This window comes from Ethanoligenens sp., assembly GCF_047718355.1.
GTDB lineage: Bacteria > Bacillota > Clostridia > Oscillospirales > Ethanoligenentaceae > Ethanoligenens.
This window is the reverse complement of sequence record NZ_JBDNLG010000065.1, coordinates 1-16238: the sequence shown is the minus strand read 5'-3', so window position 1 is coordinate 16238 and position 16238 is coordinate 1. Positions and strand designations below refer to the sequence as shown.

Sequence of the window (16238 nt, the reverse complement as noted above, 5' to 3'; positions counted from 1 at the left end):
ATAATACATTGACAATATATTTTTAATGTAATACAATATGAACATAAACCAAAGTTTAGTTAAAACCAGGACAGAAAATTGAAAGGATGTCTATTATGTTTGACCTTAAAGCATTTAGGGAGATCGAGCTAAAGCTTACCCAAGCGAAGTTTGCCGAAATTATTGGCACCCGGCAGGATATGGTGTCACGATGGGAACAAGATTCCAACACCATGCCAACTGAATATCTGATAAGAACAGCGGAAAAGTTCGGTGTCACTTTGGATGAACTGACCCATTATGAAAAGCCCTGCACTAAGCCTTTGGAAATAGCAGATGCATGGAGAATCCCGAAATTCACCAAAGACTCTATCGTAAAGTACCTGACAGAAAGTATGGACAGTGCCGATTTACACTGGTCTACCGAACACTTTGCTGATATCAGCCATATCCGACTGGCAGTTGCCCAAGCAATTGTGAAACCCAAGATTGCTGTAGTAGGTATGTCAGATGTCGGAAAAAGCACACTTATTAACGATCTGCTTGGTTCAGAAAAAATGCCGACATCTTGGACTCCGACAACTTCAACAAAAGTTTACATAAAGCATATCCACGATCGCCCTGCATTTATTCAAGACGACTGCTGGATTTTTCGCTGTGGCACTTCTTCGAGAGACGAATGGCTCGATTACAGGCTTTCTGATGAAGATTACTGTGAAAAATGGAAAATCGCAGGTGGGTCAATAAACCTATTAAATGAGTATGGGACCCGTCAAGGAGAACATGATACTCTCGAACCAATTGGATCAGCTGTAGTCTTCATAGACAGCGATATATTACTAAACTGTAATTTGATTGATCTTCCTGGTTTTGGAACCGGTGATCGTAGGTCTGATGATGAGATGTCTGGAGGCATCAGCGAGCAAGCCGATATTATTATCTATATGTCTCACGCGCAACAATTTCTAAACGGTCCCGCAATTTCCTTTTTAAATCAGGTGTTTTCAACTTTGAAGCCTTTAGAAAATAGGAAAGCAAACAATTTAAAGTCTCTTTGCAACCTTTACGTACTCGCATCCCATGCTCATACTGTTGAGCATGGGAATCCAGATACCCTCAACATGATCCTTGACAAAGGATGTGATCGCTTGGTGCAAACAATTCCTGATTCATCTATTGAATATCGTGAGAAACTTACCAACATACCGCTCAATCAAAAGGATATTAGGGCACGCTTCTTTCCATATGCGGTAGACATGGAGCGTCTTAAAAAAAGCTTTCTTGAAGATCTTCGAGCGTTAATCGAGAGTCTGCCAGCCATCATCAATAACGAAGCGATAAAAGAGATCAAAGGCATCGTTTCTGAGTTGAGTGAGAAAGCAAAAGCTAACATCTCGCGCTTTGAAAGGTTATCCCAAAAACGCGAAAAACTTCAAAAAGAGTATGATTCTTTGGTGAAGCAGGAGCCCGATCGAAAAGAAAAAACAGATGAAATGCGGCAAAATGTAATTTCTCGCATTCATGAACTTGCTAAAATATCTCGTGAGCAAATGAAAAACAAATATGAGGAAACATTTAATGCCGATCATATTGCAGAACTTATAAAGGATCGTGGATTCAAAAATAATAAAGAAGGCAGGGCGGATATTTGCAGTTACATATCTGCGTTGCTTCAAGAGCAGGTCCGTATCATTGCAACAGAGAACTCCGATAAGTTTTCAAAAGCAGTTGATGAATACTTGGCTGAATTTGAAAATACTGTATTTTCTGATTTCGAGACAGGATATAAATTTGACTTTTCAGGCTTTGATGTAAAACGCGTTTTTGCCGCCGGATTTACAGGTGTTGTTACTCTTGGGGCACTGATGGTTTGGGCTTCAACCTTCGGAAATTTGGGAGCCTATATTTTACTGGCGAAAGGGGTAAGTATTCTATCTGCTTTGGGTATCTCGGTCGGCGGAACTGCCGCGGCAGCAAGCGCTGTGGCTGCCATCGGTGGTCCAATTGTTTTTGGTATCGCCTTGGCAATAATAGGAGGTATTGTTGCATTTAATATCTTCTCTGGAAGTTGGAGAAAATCACTTGGTAAAGCGATTGTTAAACAACTTGACGAAAAAAATACCCTTCGCAGTTGCCAAGACACGCTCGACAAGTACTGGAAAGAAACAGAGGATGGATTCAATTCTGTTGCAGAAAATCTGGAGAGGTCTTGGAAAGACCACATTAAAACATTGGGGGATGATTTACAAAACCTTGACATGCACGATATTATTTCAAGGATTTCAGAAGAAACATCATTCATAAATTTTATTCAAGGCATCCCATCTTTGTAAATTGGATGCCGTTGAGTAAGAAAAGAGACCATATTTCCCATGTTTTTTAATTGAAGCGCGTGACAATGCGTCTTGATTGGGCTTAAAAATCCATTTCAAGGCGCATCTTTATTTTCGTTGTTTTATAAGGACTCAGAGTCTGTATTCAACCTGCAACTACCATCTACGTAAAAGAGTATGCAAATGAGAAATCCGCGCCAGGGTCTCCGCGGAAGCGACGCATAGCTCATAATCCTTGGAAAGGCGGCGAGAATGCCCGATCCAGGGAAAGCTACGTTCCACAATCCACCGCCAGGGCAGTTTTTCCCATTCATGGGGCTTGATCTTCTCGGAAATATCTACACCCAATCCGAGTGCTTTGAGCACGTCCTCCTCAAAGGATTTGCTATACCCCGCATCGGCGCAAAATCTTTTGATTGTCGGATACTTTTCGAAAGCCTTTTGCGCGGGATGTATTCCTGATTTTGTATCATGAATATTAGCAGCGTGAACTACGACTGCAAGCAGATTACCCATTGTATCAACGACTATGTGACGTTTCCGACCTTTCGTTTTTTCCCACCGTCAATACTGCGTTCTTCGCTTGCATATACCGTTCTTACACTTTGAGAATCAATAATGCATAACTGGGTGCGGCGTTTCGCTCCGCTGTCAGACGTGTCTTTTGTACGACCGCCTCAAGGACCTTCTCCCAGAGCCCGCTCAATCTTGCACGCCGGTAGAAGCTATGCACGGTGGAATACGGCGAGAAATCGTGAGGCAACGCTCGCCATTTACAGCCGTTATTCACCAGATACAGCACAGCGTTTAACAGTGTACGCTTATGGTGTTCACTGTTGGGCCCTTGCGGAAAGTATTCTGCTATTTGCTCCCATTGTGTATCCGTCAGGTCACTCAGGTAGTTCGTTGCTTTAAATTCTATCTTTTTCATAGGTCTATTTTATTTTGATCTCCGGTTGAATACAAGTTCTAAAATAATAGGCCTTTTTTCTGTCAGCTAATTTTTGAAGCAAATGCGATAGGCCATTGCTTTTGATTATAGATTTGCATGTAACCAGTTCCTTTTTTAAATATTTGTTTTCCAGTTCAAGATTATTTCTTTTTAATTGTCCTTTAATGGACCTATACTGATATAATTCTTTTTCTATCCCGTCTATCTTTTTTGTAAGCTGTGAGATTGTCTCGTTGTCAACGGCTAACATGTGCTGCAGCTTTCTTTCCCGTTTGACTTGTTCAATATTTTTTTGTGCCATTAGAGTAAGCTGGTCATAATCCATCTTTGAAATCATGACCTTAGTGGTCAGCGGCACCTTCTGTGCCTGTATCTGCTCAACCGCCTGTATGTTAACCTGTTTTTCATGCAAGTTGTCTAAACGCTTTTCAAGCATCTGCACCTCTTTGGCGCGCTCCTGCTTCTTATAATCCAACACGGAAAGATGCTCATTATGGATACCAAGCTGTTTCCACTCCATGCTGTGACGCTCCATCACCTGTGCCAGCATCTGCTTTTCCGCGTAAATCCACTGATTGATCTCCGTATCCTCCCGACTGCCGCCCTCAAAGCCCTGCGCAGCCAGTGCCTTTTTCAGGGAAACACGGGTATCCAGCCCGCGTTTGCTCCCGGTAATATACGGTACAAAATCAATGTGCAGGTGGGGCGTGGCTTCATCCATATGCAGGTAAGCTGAAAAAACGTACAGGTTCGGGTTCCGAATCTGAAACTCTGCCATGAACTCAGTCAGAATCTTTTGGGCCTGTTCCGCTTCCGGCGTCCCGACCGCTGTGTCTTTACCGCTGCCGATTTGAAAAATCACTTCATGGTACAGTTTTTCTTGACGCCCACTCTGGATATGGTTATAGTAATCGGCAATTTTACGGTCGTTTCGCTTTTGCCTGACGTTGTAGCGTTCCAGCGCTTTTCCGAAAAGTTTCTGATACACCTGACGCAGGTTTTCGTGGCGGAAGACCACGTTTTCCTGTGTACGGCCCTGGTCCACATTTTTTGCAATAAAATCCCGGTTGTTATGGTTGAATGAGCCTTTGCCCACCATTCCACTGATTGTCCGTTTTAACATAGGGACCTTCCTTTCTCGTGTGGATATTTGGGTGCTTCAACGAGTTTGGCTTTGTTACTTTTGTCGAAAGTAACGCAAAAGCACTTTCGACGCTTCGCATCAAAAGCGCCTTTGCGGCCTGCCTGCGGTTTTGCGGCTTTACAGCCGCATCGGTACGGTTGCCCTTCTTCGCTTACAACCATCCTTTATCAAAACAGTACATTTTTGCACACATGCTGGAAAAGCAGTACTCAAGCACCTTGACCATGTGTGCAAACCTTGCATCCATGTGAAAACAGCATCATGGATGCAAAGCTTGCCGGCATGATAAGCCCGCATGAACGCTTACATCCGCCCATGTCTGCAAAGATGCGTCCTGTATTTCCACAAAGCTTTCCATGTCAGGAAGAACATGTCCATCGTAATACCACCAGTAGGTGCCCTTCTGGCCAAATCCTACACGTTTGCTCAGGATGCCAAGCACCGTGCGCGCATTGGCAAGCGTCCGGGGTTTGATACCTGCTCGCTCAGCTTCCCGGATCACTTCGCTCGCCTGCGCATATCCGGCAGTCATATGCTCCTGAAGGAATGCCTTTGCCTGCTCCAGCGCGGCACCGCCATTTCTTTTTTTATTGGTATCCACTAAAACCTCAGCCGAGGAGAGATCACAGAACGCCCCGAAAGCGACACCACCATGTTCCAGGTCGATTTGATAACACAGGCTTTGCCCAGCTTCGGCCAGACTGCTCTTTTCATGGCACAGAACGCGTGTGCCAGGGTCTTCTGGATGCCGCCCTACTGTCAGCATACTCCTTGCAACCGCCGCGATGTCGATGGACCCGAGCGCCCGGTACATCGCTTTGGTATTGGCCATTTTGGACATATGCATAATAAATATGAATGCGCACCGGTACTGGTCGGCCAACCGTGCAATTCTCGCCAGGATGGGACGGATCTCATTTGCGCGGTGCATGTCCACGCCCTGTCCCAGATATGCCTGCAAAGGGTCAATGATAAACAGTCGGGGCCTCACGGCCCGCAGGTTCTCTTCGATCCGCTCATCCGAGAGGGTCAACGCCGTCTTGCTCTCATCGATGGTATAGATTTTCGAAAAGTCCGGATGCATGGTCTCCAAACGCGGCTTGATGGTGTCGGCAAGGCCATCTTCGGCGCTCTGGAAAATCACCGGCGCAGGGCCGCTTGACGGGCTGGGATTGAATTCTTCCCCAGGGAAGCCCCCTCCCTGTGTCACCAGCGATGCAATCTTTAGCGCCAGCATCGTCTTCCCACTGCCTGGATCGCCTTGGAGCAGCGTCAGCTTTCCAAGCGGTATGTATGGATACCAGAGCCATTGCACGGCGGCCGCGTGGATCTGGTCAAAGGAAATCAAACCTGAAGGCTTTCGTAAAACATCTGCCATTGGTACACCTCTGTCTCAAACGGCCTGAAAGCCGTAATATTTTTGTTTAAAATACTGAGCGGGACATTTACCGGCCACCGTGATATATCCCATCTTTTCCAGCTCCTGATTCAGTCTCCGAACGATCTGGTATGCCTTGCTCCGGCTGACGCCCAAGGCTTCTGCCACTTCCAAAGCTGTTATATACTGTACCCGCATTGCCATCCTCCTTACGCTTCCAACATTTCGGTGATATCAACGTGCAGCGCACTGGAAATTTTGCAGGCAACTGTCGGTGTGCAACTCTTGCCAGATTTTATGCAGGAAATGGTCTGACGGGATACGCCGCTTGCTTTTGCCAACTGCCCAATGTTCATACCTTGTTTACCCATCAAAACAAGCATTTTCAATGCGTTTATTCTCATAGAAAGCTCCCTTCGCTCAAATAAACGAACTAATAGTGCGTTTGTCAATACACAAAATTAAATATATGCACTTGCAATTCGCTTTTTTATATGTTATGCTTTACATGAGGTGAATATATGTGAAACAGGTGGACAATGGGGATATCGGGCGGCGTGTGAAGGAGGTCCGTAAAAAGAAAGGGTATAGCCAACAGGAATTAGCCGACCTTCTGGGGAAATCGCTGCGTACGATTCAGAAATACGAAAATGGTGAAATTCAAATCACTATCGGGATGATAAATAGTATTGCCCAAAAACTTGGTACTACATCGACCTATTTGCTTGGGTATGAAACCGGAAACAAGCCTATTCATTCGCTATCTGATATCTATAAGGTGTTTTTTCAAATGGAAAAGGTGAAAGGTTTGGAATTTTCCATTGACGTGAAAAAGCCTAATCGAGATGGAAAGTGGCAGTGCTCCATCACATTTGATGGAAATCTCCGTTCTGCCAAATGGAACTCAAGTTTATGCTCGTTCCTCGAAGATTGGGATGAATACCGTGATGAATTCCGAACTTATATGATTTCCAAACAGCGGTATGACCAGTGGAAAGATGAAACCCTTGCGTACCACTCCAATTCTGAATTGCAACTTGAAGAACCCGACGATCTGGACAGGACAACACGACTGGCTCGAAAAAACGAACTACTGAATAAACTATTTGCCGAAACGAGCAAGAATGAATGACAGTGGTGTATCGGGAAAGGAGTTATAGATGTCCGTATCAAAAGACACCAAAACCGGAAAATGGATGGTGCAGTGTCGCGTGACCGACTGGCAAGGAAAAAGCGTGCATAAAAAGAAACGCGGCTTCCGCACTAAAAAAGAAGCCCAGGAATGGGAACGGGAATTTCAAAACAAATCCCATAACGATTTGGCGATGCTTTTTCAGAATTTCGTTAACCTCTATTTTGAAGACATGAATCACCGGCTACGCTTATCTACTGTAAAAAACAAGCGCTTTCTAATCGACCTCAAAATCACCCCGTACTTTGGCAAGATGTCTGTAAATGAAATCACCTCCGCACACATTCGCAAGTGGCAGAACACCCTAACTGCTTATCGAGATAAAAAAGGGAAGCCATACTCTCAGACATATCTGAAAACCATCAACAACCAACTAACTGCCATTTTCAAATATGCGCTCAAATACTACGACCTAAAAGAAAATCCCTGCCACAAGGCAGGGAGCATGGGGAAAAGCGAAGCCGATGAAATGCTGTTCTGGACACGCGCCGAGTTTCAAAAATTCATTGATGCCGTTCAGGATAAATTCAAAGCCTATGCGGCCTTTATGACATTATACTATACCGGCATGCGGGTAGGCGAACTAACCGCCCTCACGCCCACCGACGTGGATTTGAAGAAGGCTACGATCACCATCAACAAGTCCTATCAGCGAATCGACGGGCAGGACGTGATTACACCGCCTAAGACGCCCAAGAGCAACCGTGTGATTACGATTCCGCAGACGCTTTGCAAATGCTTGCAGACGTATATGGCCTGCTGCTATAACCTTCAATCAGACGACCGCCTCTTTCCGTTCACAAAATATTTTCTGTGGCATGAGATGGAACGAGGCTGCAAACTGTCCGGTGTCAAAAAAATCCGCGTGCATGATCTCCGGCACAGCCACGCGAGCCTGCTGATCAAAATGGGGTTTTCGCCCCTATTGATTGCGGACAGACTGGGCCACGAGAGAGTGGAAACTACGTTGGATACATACAGTCACCTTTACCCCAGCAGGCAGGCTGAAGTTGCGGCCAAGCTGGATGTCCTGATGGTAAAAGAGCTAACGGAATAATTCGATTGTAGCCATTTTGTAGCCGATCAAAAGAAAAATCCCTGCGAAGCCGCATGAATACTGGCTTTACAGGGATGCGAAACTTATTCCCACTCGTTTCATGACTTTCTGGCGCAGATGCTTTCCGCGCCTTTTCATGGCTTTATTCGCTGTATTTCACAGTATTAGCTGTGATTCTTTTGCCTCATCAAAGAAGTGTACTCAAAATGTACTCAATACCTTATCCCGTAATGCTTCCCATAGCAGCAATAATTTCCCTGCATCTTCCAACGTTCTTAAATATATTAGCTGGATATGCATCAGGAAATACTTGATTCATAGCCTCCACGACATTCAAAATAATTCTTGGAGAAATTTGTGCTACAGATTTTGCAATATCTGTAACCGCTATCATCTTGATGTTGAAATCTGGATTACTTTTAAGGTTTTGTAATACAAGGTAAAGCATAAATCGATTACCATGAATAAGCACTAATTTACTCCGACCCTGATATTCACCCTCATGCGTTTGCAGATATTTATCTAATGCACGCATAATCTCAATACTATTCTTCATTGCAAATGCATTAGTTCGCGCATTAAATAGTACTTTATAGGGTGCCTTTTGAATATCATCTGTCAAAGCGCCGATATTTCTTTTGGCAGTTGCGGCATATGTAACCTCATCTTGATAACAAGCCTGTGCAATGATAGCTTCGTCTATCGACACCTGATGGATTAGATCGTCTATTAAAGCACCAGACTTATATAGATAAAATATTCCAGAGAACATTAATTCGTTCTTAAGACGATCCTGCTGTGGATCCAGTGCTGCGAATTCTTTACTGTCAATTTTATTTTGTGTATTGGATAGTTTAGTGATTTGAAGTGCACTGTTTTCTCCAGAATCCCCAAGGTCAATCAGCTGAAGAAAAACAGTGGCCTTTTCTGTTTGTTCTGGATTTTCATTAAAAAATGTCCCTATTGTTCCCGTGGTCTGTGCGCCATTAACCACGGATACTCCCTCAAGGGAAAACAGTCCCATTTTATTGTTCGTTCCATATGCAGCCTTGCGAATCACTTTTTTACAGAGCATTTTAACACCGTTATTATAGTAAAAGAATTTTTCAGGCTCGTCTTGTAGTACTTTCTTCATGCCTTGGTTAACCTCCGTACTACCCTTATAAAAACGGATATTTTGCGCAAACAAATGATTCCCGTAGGAATTAAACCATGTCCCAAGTGCAGCTGCTGAAATTGTACCATAGTACGCCTTCATTGGTTCATCTACTTTTCCCCAGTTGCTTAAAAGGACATCATCAAGGCAAATATTATCGGCCTCTTGCCCTGATGCTAAATACTTAAAAACATCCGATATCTTAATTTCATAAAAGTCAAGGATCTTGTTTGTATCGTCGTTTGTGTTAGCAAGTAAAGTATTAACTGGACGTTTGGCGTAGGGAGGCATGTCCTGACCGCCTGTGTGGCAGTAAATGCTGAGCACTTGGTAATCCATATTCTTAATGGCCGATGTGATTTCAGGGATCTTGTGAATTATCTTTGGGTTAGCTCCATCAAACTCCAAACTCATAATTCGGTTCATACCTTCAACAAACTCCAATGACTCTTTTTGTGAAATTGAACCCACTCCGTCTGAACGCCATTTGCTTTGCACCAACACAAGTTTTTTTTGCATGTCGTCGCAATATATTGCATCGATCCCCATATCATGATAGCCGTCGGTAACACTTTTTGATGCAACATCAGCATCTACACCGCATTCCATCATAATTGCTAAAGCTGCTAACGCACGTGAATAAAAGAGAGCCTGTTCATCTGGATGATCCGTTACATCAATTTTTCCATCAAATAAATCCTCTAATTTTGAATTAATACGAATCATGTTAATGTTAGGCATCTTTTCTCCTGTCGTAGCTAAAACTATGAATTATCACTTGCTATTTACGATAATATATTAGTTGTATGATTTTTATAAGTGTTCCATGTAGGCTCATACTCAGCCGTAGCCTGGTTTCCCCACATGTCCCAACCAGTTCTGTCACCACGAGCAAACATTTCAAGATATGGCCCGGGCGAGCATTGCTCAATAATAGGGACAATCTCATCAGGTTTTCTGGAATGTTCCCGTTTCTGTGATCTAATAAGATTCACTTGTGATCGTGCAGGTGCTAAAGTTCGGTTATTTGTTCCACGAATACCAAATAATAAAATTTCAGTTACATTTCTAAAATAAAAGCCGACCCCACGTCCGTCAGGCTCTCCGTCTTTTCGCACTTTTTCCCAGATAATGTTTCCCTTATATTCAAACCCCCACGCTTTTAGAACCTCAAGTCCATTAGGAAGTAATGCATTTGGAACCCACAAATATAAGTGGCTCTTTTCTGCTGCTATTTGCGAAACTGGCAACGCTTTTATATCCTCAAGTTGCATCGTTTCATAGCGGTTCAGTTTCTTATTTTCTGGCGCAACCTTACCGGTTCGATTTTGAAACCTCCATGGAGGATCTGCATAAATTGTGGCATACTTTTTATCGCCACAAAAACGAAGAAGATCATTCGACGTTGATTGCGAAGTATTCATTCAGCAGATTCCTCCTTCCAATCTGAGATGCATGCTTTTTTAATTCCAACAGCTAAAATAGGACAGCCCCCATTACGTCTCGAATCCAAACGATATAATAATTTTCCCATCCAAGTTGTACTTGCTCCATATTTACGCATAATGGGCTTTCCATCGCCATCTAAGACGGCTTTAAAAATATCATTCAATTCTTTAGCACGGGTGATAATGATACCAGCACTAATAATGTCACAATCATAATATGTGCGCATAGCGAGCAAATCACGATCAAAAGTCTGGTCTTTGCTATTCCACTCCAAATCGAACGCCACACGGTTCTTTAAAAAATCAATGTTATGACCATCAATATACCCTTCAAGAACGCGCTCCTCATATGGAACATTCGAAAAACGTCCACGCTGTTCCGCCTGACGAGGATATATTTTGATATGTAAATCTCCTGAAATTCGAATTTCCCTCCAGCCATAGGGATATAGTACATCGTCAAATTTCTTAGGAATATTCGTTTCATTCCCACCGGATTTTCGCAAATCATCAGTTGTGATGTTCAATTTGCACAAACAGTCTAAAATTTCAGACCATTCCCTCGGGAATGCTTGTGTCATAATTTCCAAAGCATGGTTGTAATTGTAAAATTCAAACCTATCAAGTAGCTTTTTATCAATATAATTCCCAATATTTATAAGCCATCGCCCCAATGCGTTTTATAGCATATTATAGCATATCGGCACGAGTTTATCAAACAGAAGACAGATACTGTCGTAGTTCATCAATCGGCAAATTGCTGCACTGTGCAAATTTCTCTAAGGACATCTTCTTTCGACGATACAGGTCGTAATATCGCCAAAAAATCTTTGGCGGTTCAGTCGCTTTTATGCTCTTTAAAGTAGGGTTCTCAGGCTGTGTCTTGGATGCTGTTTTCATTTTTCAATAGACCTCCAATTATTATGCGGTTCTCTATCATTCAGGATATTTTGAATAACTACCTGTATTTCTGCTGGCAAATGGGTCATACACTCCTTCAACCGCTGATCCATTCGTTCCAGTTTACCGCGCAACAGAGCATTTTCCATTTGCAGCTTTAGCGACGGTCTGTCTTGCTCTGCTTTTGCGGCACGTTGCCGATAATCTTCGGCTCGGTTCTTGTAGGTCTGCATTCGGGCTTCAGCCACACCTATTTTTGAGGCGGCATCTTCCTTTACTTTTTCGATTTCAGCATAAGCTTGCTTTTGCACGGTGTCAACATGAACTGCTGTCCTTTTTAGTGCTTCAAATTCTGCGTATTCTACACCCTTCAACGCCCCTGTAAGAGTCTTTTTACCCTTTATCGCCTCTACTTCTTTGGCTGTCAGCAATCGGTGCTGTAACCCATCAATTTCGCTCTCTACAGCATTTTTCTCGTTTTTCAAGGCATCCAGTTCATCATGAACCTGTTCAACCTGTTCTTGAGTATGTAGCATATCAGAAGTCAATCCATTGATTTGATGCTCATATTCAGTACAGACAGCTTCGGCTTGTTCCTTGGCCCGCTGTGCCTTTAATTCCTGCATCGTTCGGTTCCCCCCAGCAGTAGCACCATTAAGAATTTCCACCTCAAAGCCAAAATGCTGTCCCAAATCACGTTGCAAGTCTGGATGGAATTTTGTCAGTTCTGCTTTCGTTAGCACTTCTTTGGCAGATACCTTTTCTTTGCCATTCTTCCCAATTGTGACCGGGATAAAGGCGAAATGGACATGCGGCTGATTTTCGTCCCGATGCACATAGGCAGATACCACATTTTTCTCCCCATAGCGTTCGGCAAGGAAACGATAGGTTTCCCGAAAAAATTCTCGCTCTTTTGCCGGAGGAAAAGTTTTGGGAAGTGTAACCACCCAAGAACACATTACATTAACATCGGCACGGTTTAAACACTTCACCACGGAAGTACGCTTCCGAATGAAATTGATTTGTCCACCCTCACGATGAGGAGCAAGGTTGTAGTTCTGACCTGTTTTTGACAAGTCAATATCCTGATTGCCGAATTTGATGTACTGCCCGTCCTCGCCCTTTTTTCGTTCATAATGCTGGCACAATTGTCCTGTGGCGGCACGGGTGTATTTAGAAACATTTGCCATTTCACAATTTCTCCTTTCATCATATGGGTCGCGGGCAGGCTTCCCAAATAAAATTTGGTAAAGCCAGTTATACCAAATTTTATTTGGAAACTGGCTCTCCGAGAGGGAGGGGCTTCGCCCCGCCGTCTGAGGACGGCTCCCCAATGTTCAACGCCCTTTTCAAAGGGCAGTCCACATGGCTTCCCTAAACTACTCTCTTCTACTTGCTTCGGTGACGATGTGACGATATTTGAGATACCAGGGGCGCTACTCAAAATACCGTCACGACCGTCATTATCGTCACGCCTTTGCTGTTTTCTCGAAAGTCAGTTTGACCTGCCGCCCCATGTGACTACGCCTGTTTTCATAGCGTATCCCATACTGGTCAAGCAGACATCCAGCACTTACGTTCAATCGCCTTGTCAACGCATTTGGAGAAAGCTTTACACCGTCCAGCACATCAGCCAACTCTGATGCACTGCCTTTCCATTCCAGCTTTTCTGCTGTCACCAGTTTTGCCACGGCTTTCACCACCGCGTCAACAGGTTCTTTCCAAAGTTCTGTTTCCGCTTTTATCAGCTGCCAGACACAACTTTCTCGGTCAAATTTCAAATAGAGCTTTTGGTCCTGTTGGTCACGTCCGGCCACATCCAGCACCGCCTCATTTCCCGTCCGCTTTATCTTTTGGAGGACAAACGCCCCATCTGCCGCTCCCAGCAAGCCATTTGTGCCGGAAATCGTATCAAAGCTATCCTCCGCGACCTGTTTTCTGGTGTGGTGCACCAACAACAAGCAAACGCCATGCTGGTCACTGAACTTCTTTAGTTTTGTGACAATCTCATAATCGCTGGCGTAGCTATATTTATCTCCACCGATCTCACGCACCTTTTGTAAGGTGTCAATAATGATAAGCCGGGTGTCCGGGTGTTGTCGAACGAATTCATCCAGCTGACCATCCAGCCCTTCATTCAGTTGTTTTGCCTGCACAGCAAAGTATAAATTATCATTTCCCTCTGTTCCAAACATTCTTGAAAGGCGCTTTTGAAGCCTTGCATAGTCATCTTCTAACGCCAGATACAATACGGTTCCTTTGTGAATATGATGCCCCCACAACGGTAAACCGGTGCTCACATGATAACTGAGCTGTGCCATAAAGAAGGATTTTCCTACTTTAGGGGCACCAACAAATAAATAGGTGCCCGCGTACAGAAAATCATCAACAATACGAGGATTGGTTCGATAAACGGTATCGTATAATTCCGACATAGACACTGTGTGCAAATATCGAGGATTGTTCACCTGCTGGAACAAACGCTCCATTTTACGGTGTTCCTCATCTTTTTCGTTGAATTCCGCGTTGTCCTTTGGTAAAATGGTAGTAGTTTCTTTAACAAGCGGCTGTTCCTTCTCTGCGTCAACAGACGGATTTGGGACAGTCGTTTTTTCTTCGACTTCTTTCATGTGTCACTCCTCCTGTCACCATTCAGCGTTAAAAAGTCGTTTGAGCACAACTTACCAATAGTTCCGCCGTTCGAAAGGGATTGTACTTGCTCCAAGATAGCTTTACAGTCTTTCAACAATTCAGGCATGACTGCTGCTATTTGATCTCTTTCAAGAGCCTCTATGGTCTCCCGGAGTCGCCGTAGTTCAAGGCTCAATCGGTCACTCTGATATTTGCCAACCACAATATGGATTTCCTGATGAAGCAACGACTGAATGTAATACTGGCCTTTTGGCATCCCGCTGGCAATGATACGTGCTTCTATCTGGCGGCGTTCTTCTGGCGAAGTTCGAAAACAGACGGTTTGATTGCGAAGTCTGTTTTTATCCAATCCGCTCATTCCAAGCCCTCCTTGTACTCAGTTTCCAGCTTGTCCGCTATCTGGACTTGTTTGTTGGGGTAAAGATGGGCATAGGTGTTCATTGTGGTTTCCACCCTTTCATGTCCCAATCTTTCCGCTATGGCCAACGGCGAAAAGCCCATTTCAATCAGCAGGGATGCGTGGCTGTGACGCAGATCGTGAAGCCTAATGCGTTTCACACCGCTTTCTTTGATACCTCTCTGCATCTCATGCTCCATAAAGTACTTTGTCACAGGGAAGATGCGATCTGTTCCATCAATGCCATATATGCTACCGATATAGTCTTTTAAATCGACTACAAGAAACTCCGGGATATTAATTACACGCTTACTTTTAGGCGTCTTTGGAGGGGTTATTATATCCCTGCCGTCAATTCTCTGATAGGATTTAGAGACGGATATTACCCGCCTCTCAAAATCAATATCATTGAGTGTCAAGGCCAGCAGTTCACCAATACGCATCCCTGTCCAGTATAGGGTCATAAAGGCCATATAGGACTGCCGTTTGTTCATTACGCTGTCAATAAACTGCATAAACTCCTGCTTTGTCCAGAATTGCATCTCCTCAGCGTTGCTCTTCCCCATACTCCCGGCTTTGGAGCACGGGTTGCTCTTAAGGTCGTAATACTTGACAGCATAATTAAAGACGGCGTTTAGCTGATTATTAATGGTTTTGAGATAGGTTGCCGAATATCCCTGTTTTATTAAGGTGTTTTGCCATTTTCGAATGTCCGCAGGCTTGATCTCATTTATGCTTTTATTTCCAAAATACGGTAGAATTTTTAGATCGATAATATATTTCTTTGTTCGCATGGTATGTTCTCGCAGTCGAGTTTCCATATCTGCATAATAAAGTTTGAGAAAATCTTCGAAATGCATATCGAAATCGGCTTGCTTCATCAGCAAGAAGTTCCGTAGCCATTCCTCTGCTTCCCGCTTCGTATTGAAACCACGTTTGGTAGATTTTTTTCGATTTCCCTGCCAGTCAGTATATCGGAATTGTATCAGCCACTTCCCGGTTTTAGGATCTTTCTTTGCTTTCACTCTTTATCACTTCCTCCTTACGCACCAAAGCCGTACCAGCGTTTTTCAAAGTATCGCTTTGGAACCTTACCTGCAATTACAAGATATCCGGCTTTTTCCAACTCTTGGTTCATACGTCGAATCATTTTGTAAGCATGGCCGGTCGATACCCCCAGTATTTGGCTTAATTCTGCGGCAGTAAGATAGATTTTGTTTTCTGTTGCCATAGTTGTTTCCCTTTCCTTGTTTGTAGCGACATCGCTATATTTTCTCTTTTATTATATGTAGCGATGTCGCTATTGTCAAGCGGATTTTTTAATTTGTTGGAAAACAAGTGTAAGCCATGATATAATGAGTAATGGATAATGATGTAATATGGTGGTGAGAACGTGACAATCGGTGAAAAAATTAGATATTTTAGGGAACAACGTGGTATAACGCAAGGTCGTTTGGCTGAAGTAACAGGCATCCATCCTGTTTCTATCCGAAAATATGAAACAAATAAAATGCAGCCGCAACCCCCTCAGATAGAAAGGATTGCAGCTGCGCTTTGTGTTAGCTCTAATGCTCTTACAGGTTTGGATAACGCTGGATTGCGACTTGAAACTATAGGCGATCTTATGGGAATTATTATTATACTGTGTAA

The 16238-nt window shown here is 43.7% G+C and carries 17 protein-coding genes and 1 pseudogene; 4 read left to right on the top strand and 14 right to left on the bottom strand.

The genetic code is table 11. The features are described from left to right. The first annotated feature begins 95 nt into the window (after positions 1-95). Positions 96-2312, top strand: coding sequence for a dynamin family protein (locus ABF463_RS10205; RefSeq protein WP_415533515.1), 2217 nt, complete (start codon positions 96-98; stop codon positions 2310-2312). 156 nt (positions 2313-2468) lie between these two features. Here ABF463_RS10205 and ABF463_RS10200 read toward each other — a convergent pair. The 6 genes and pseudogenes from ABF463_RS10200 to ABF463_RS10175 all read right to left on the bottom strand — a co-directional run. Beyond that, positions 2469-2855 (bottom strand): annotated as a pseudogene (locus ABF463_RS10200) (transposase); the annotation flags it as partial. 55 nt (positions 2856-2910) lie between these two features. After that, positions 2911-3243, bottom strand: coding sequence for a transposase (locus ABF463_RS10195; protein WP_415533514.1), 333 nt, complete (start codon positions 3241-3243; stop codon positions 2911-2913). Positions 3244-3247: 4 nt separating this feature from the next. After that, on the bottom strand, positions 3248-4387 hold the full coding sequence (locus ABF463_RS10190) for a plasmid recombination protein (protein ID WP_415533513.1): 1140 nt from the start codon (positions 4385-4387) through the stop codon (positions 3248-3250). Between the two features lie 280 nt (positions 4388-4667). Beyond that, positions 4668-5786: an AAA family ATPase gene (locus ABF463_RS10185; protein WP_415533512.1), complete on the bottom strand. Its 1119-nt coding sequence runs from the start codon at positions 5784-5786 to the stop codon at positions 4668-4670. A 15-nt stretch (positions 5787-5801) separates the two neighbouring features. Beyond that, positions 5802-5984, bottom strand: coding sequence for an ICEBs1 excisionase (locus tag ABF463_RS10180; protein WP_415533511.1), 183 nt, complete (start codon positions 5982-5984; stop codon positions 5802-5804). Between the two features lie 11 nt (positions 5985-5995). Further along, positions 5996-6190: a helix-turn-helix domain-containing protein gene (locus ABF463_RS10175; RefSeq protein WP_415533510.1), complete on the bottom strand. Its 195-nt coding sequence runs from the start codon at positions 6188-6190 to the stop codon at positions 5996-5998. A 119-nt stretch (positions 6191-6309) separates the two neighbouring features. On the opposite strand from ABF463_RS10175, the gene ABF463_RS10170 reads away from it, so the two are divergent. Both ABF463_RS10170 and ABF463_RS10165 read left to right on the top strand, forming a co-directional pair. Next, positions 6310-6918, top strand: a complete 609-nt coding sequence (locus ABF463_RS10170) for a helix-turn-helix domain-containing protein (protein WP_415533509.1) — start codon at positions 6310-6312, stop codon at positions 6916-6918. Positions 6919-6946: 28 nt separating this feature from the next. Beyond that, positions 6947-8035 (top strand): tyrosine-type recombinase/integrase, encoded by a 1089-nt coding sequence (locus ABF463_RS10165; RefSeq protein WP_415533508.1) that lies wholly within the window; start codon positions 6947-6949, stop codon positions 8033-8035. Positions 8036-8255: 220 nt separating this feature from the next. On the opposite strand, the gene ABF463_RS10160 is transcribed toward ABF463_RS10165, so the two are convergent. From ABF463_RS10160 to ABF463_RS10125, 8 genes are all read right to left on the bottom strand, one after another. Next, the gene (locus tag ABF463_RS10160) at positions 8256-9932 is read right to left on the bottom strand and encodes an AIPR family protein (protein WP_415533507.1); all 1677 of its coding nucleotides are present in this window, start codon (positions 9930-9932) and stop codon (positions 8256-8258) included. A 44-nt stretch (positions 9933-9976) separates the two neighbouring features. After that, positions 9977-10615: an MT-A70 family methyltransferase gene (locus ABF463_RS10155; protein WP_415533506.1), complete on the bottom strand. Its 639-nt coding sequence runs from the start codon at positions 10613-10615 to the stop codon at positions 9977-9979. After that, positions 10612-11229 carry a BglII/BstYI family type II restriction endonuclease gene (locus tag ABF463_RS10150; protein ID WP_415533516.1) on the bottom strand — a complete coding sequence of 206 codons (618 nt, stop codon included), beginning with the start codon at positions 11227-11229 and terminating at the stop codon, positions 10612-10614. Before ABF463_RS10150 ends, ABF463_RS10155 begins: the two co-directional genes overlap by 4 nt. Before the next feature lie 306 nt (positions 11230-11535). Next, positions 11536-12729 (bottom strand): MobV family relaxase, encoded by a 1194-nt coding sequence (mobV, locus tag ABF463_RS10145; RefSeq protein WP_415533505.1) that lies wholly within the window; start codon positions 12727-12729, stop codon positions 11536-11538. A 279-nt stretch (positions 12730-13008) separates the two neighbouring features. Further along, positions 13009-14169 (bottom strand): AAA family ATPase, encoded by a 1161-nt coding sequence (locus ABF463_RS10140; RefSeq protein ID WP_415533504.1) that lies wholly within the window; start codon positions 14167-14169, stop codon positions 13009-13011. Further along, entirely contained in the window at positions 14166-14549 is a 384-nt protein-coding gene (locus ABF463_RS10135) for a plasmid mobilization protein (protein ID WP_415533503.1), read from the bottom strand. The genes ABF463_RS10140 and ABF463_RS10135 overlap by 4 nt, the downstream gene beginning before the upstream one ends. Further along, complete coding sequence (locus ABF463_RS10130; protein WP_415533502.1) at positions 14546-15613, bottom strand: tyrosine-type recombinase/integrase; 1068 nt, start codon at positions 15611-15613, stop codon at positions 14546-14548. The genes ABF463_RS10135 and ABF463_RS10130 overlap by 4 nt, the downstream gene beginning before the upstream one ends. Before the next feature lie 17 nt (positions 15614-15630). After that, on the bottom strand, positions 15631-15819 hold the full coding sequence (locus ABF463_RS10125; RefSeq protein ID WP_415533501.1) for a hypothetical protein: 189 nt from the start codon (positions 15817-15819) through the stop codon (positions 15631-15633). A gap of 162 nt (positions 15820-15981) precedes the next feature. Between ABF463_RS10125 and ABF463_RS10120 the strand changes: the two genes are divergently transcribed. Next, a partial coding sequence (locus ABF463_RS10120) for a helix-turn-helix domain-containing protein (protein WP_415533500.1) occupies positions 15982-16238 on the top strand: 257 nt, incomplete at its 3' end.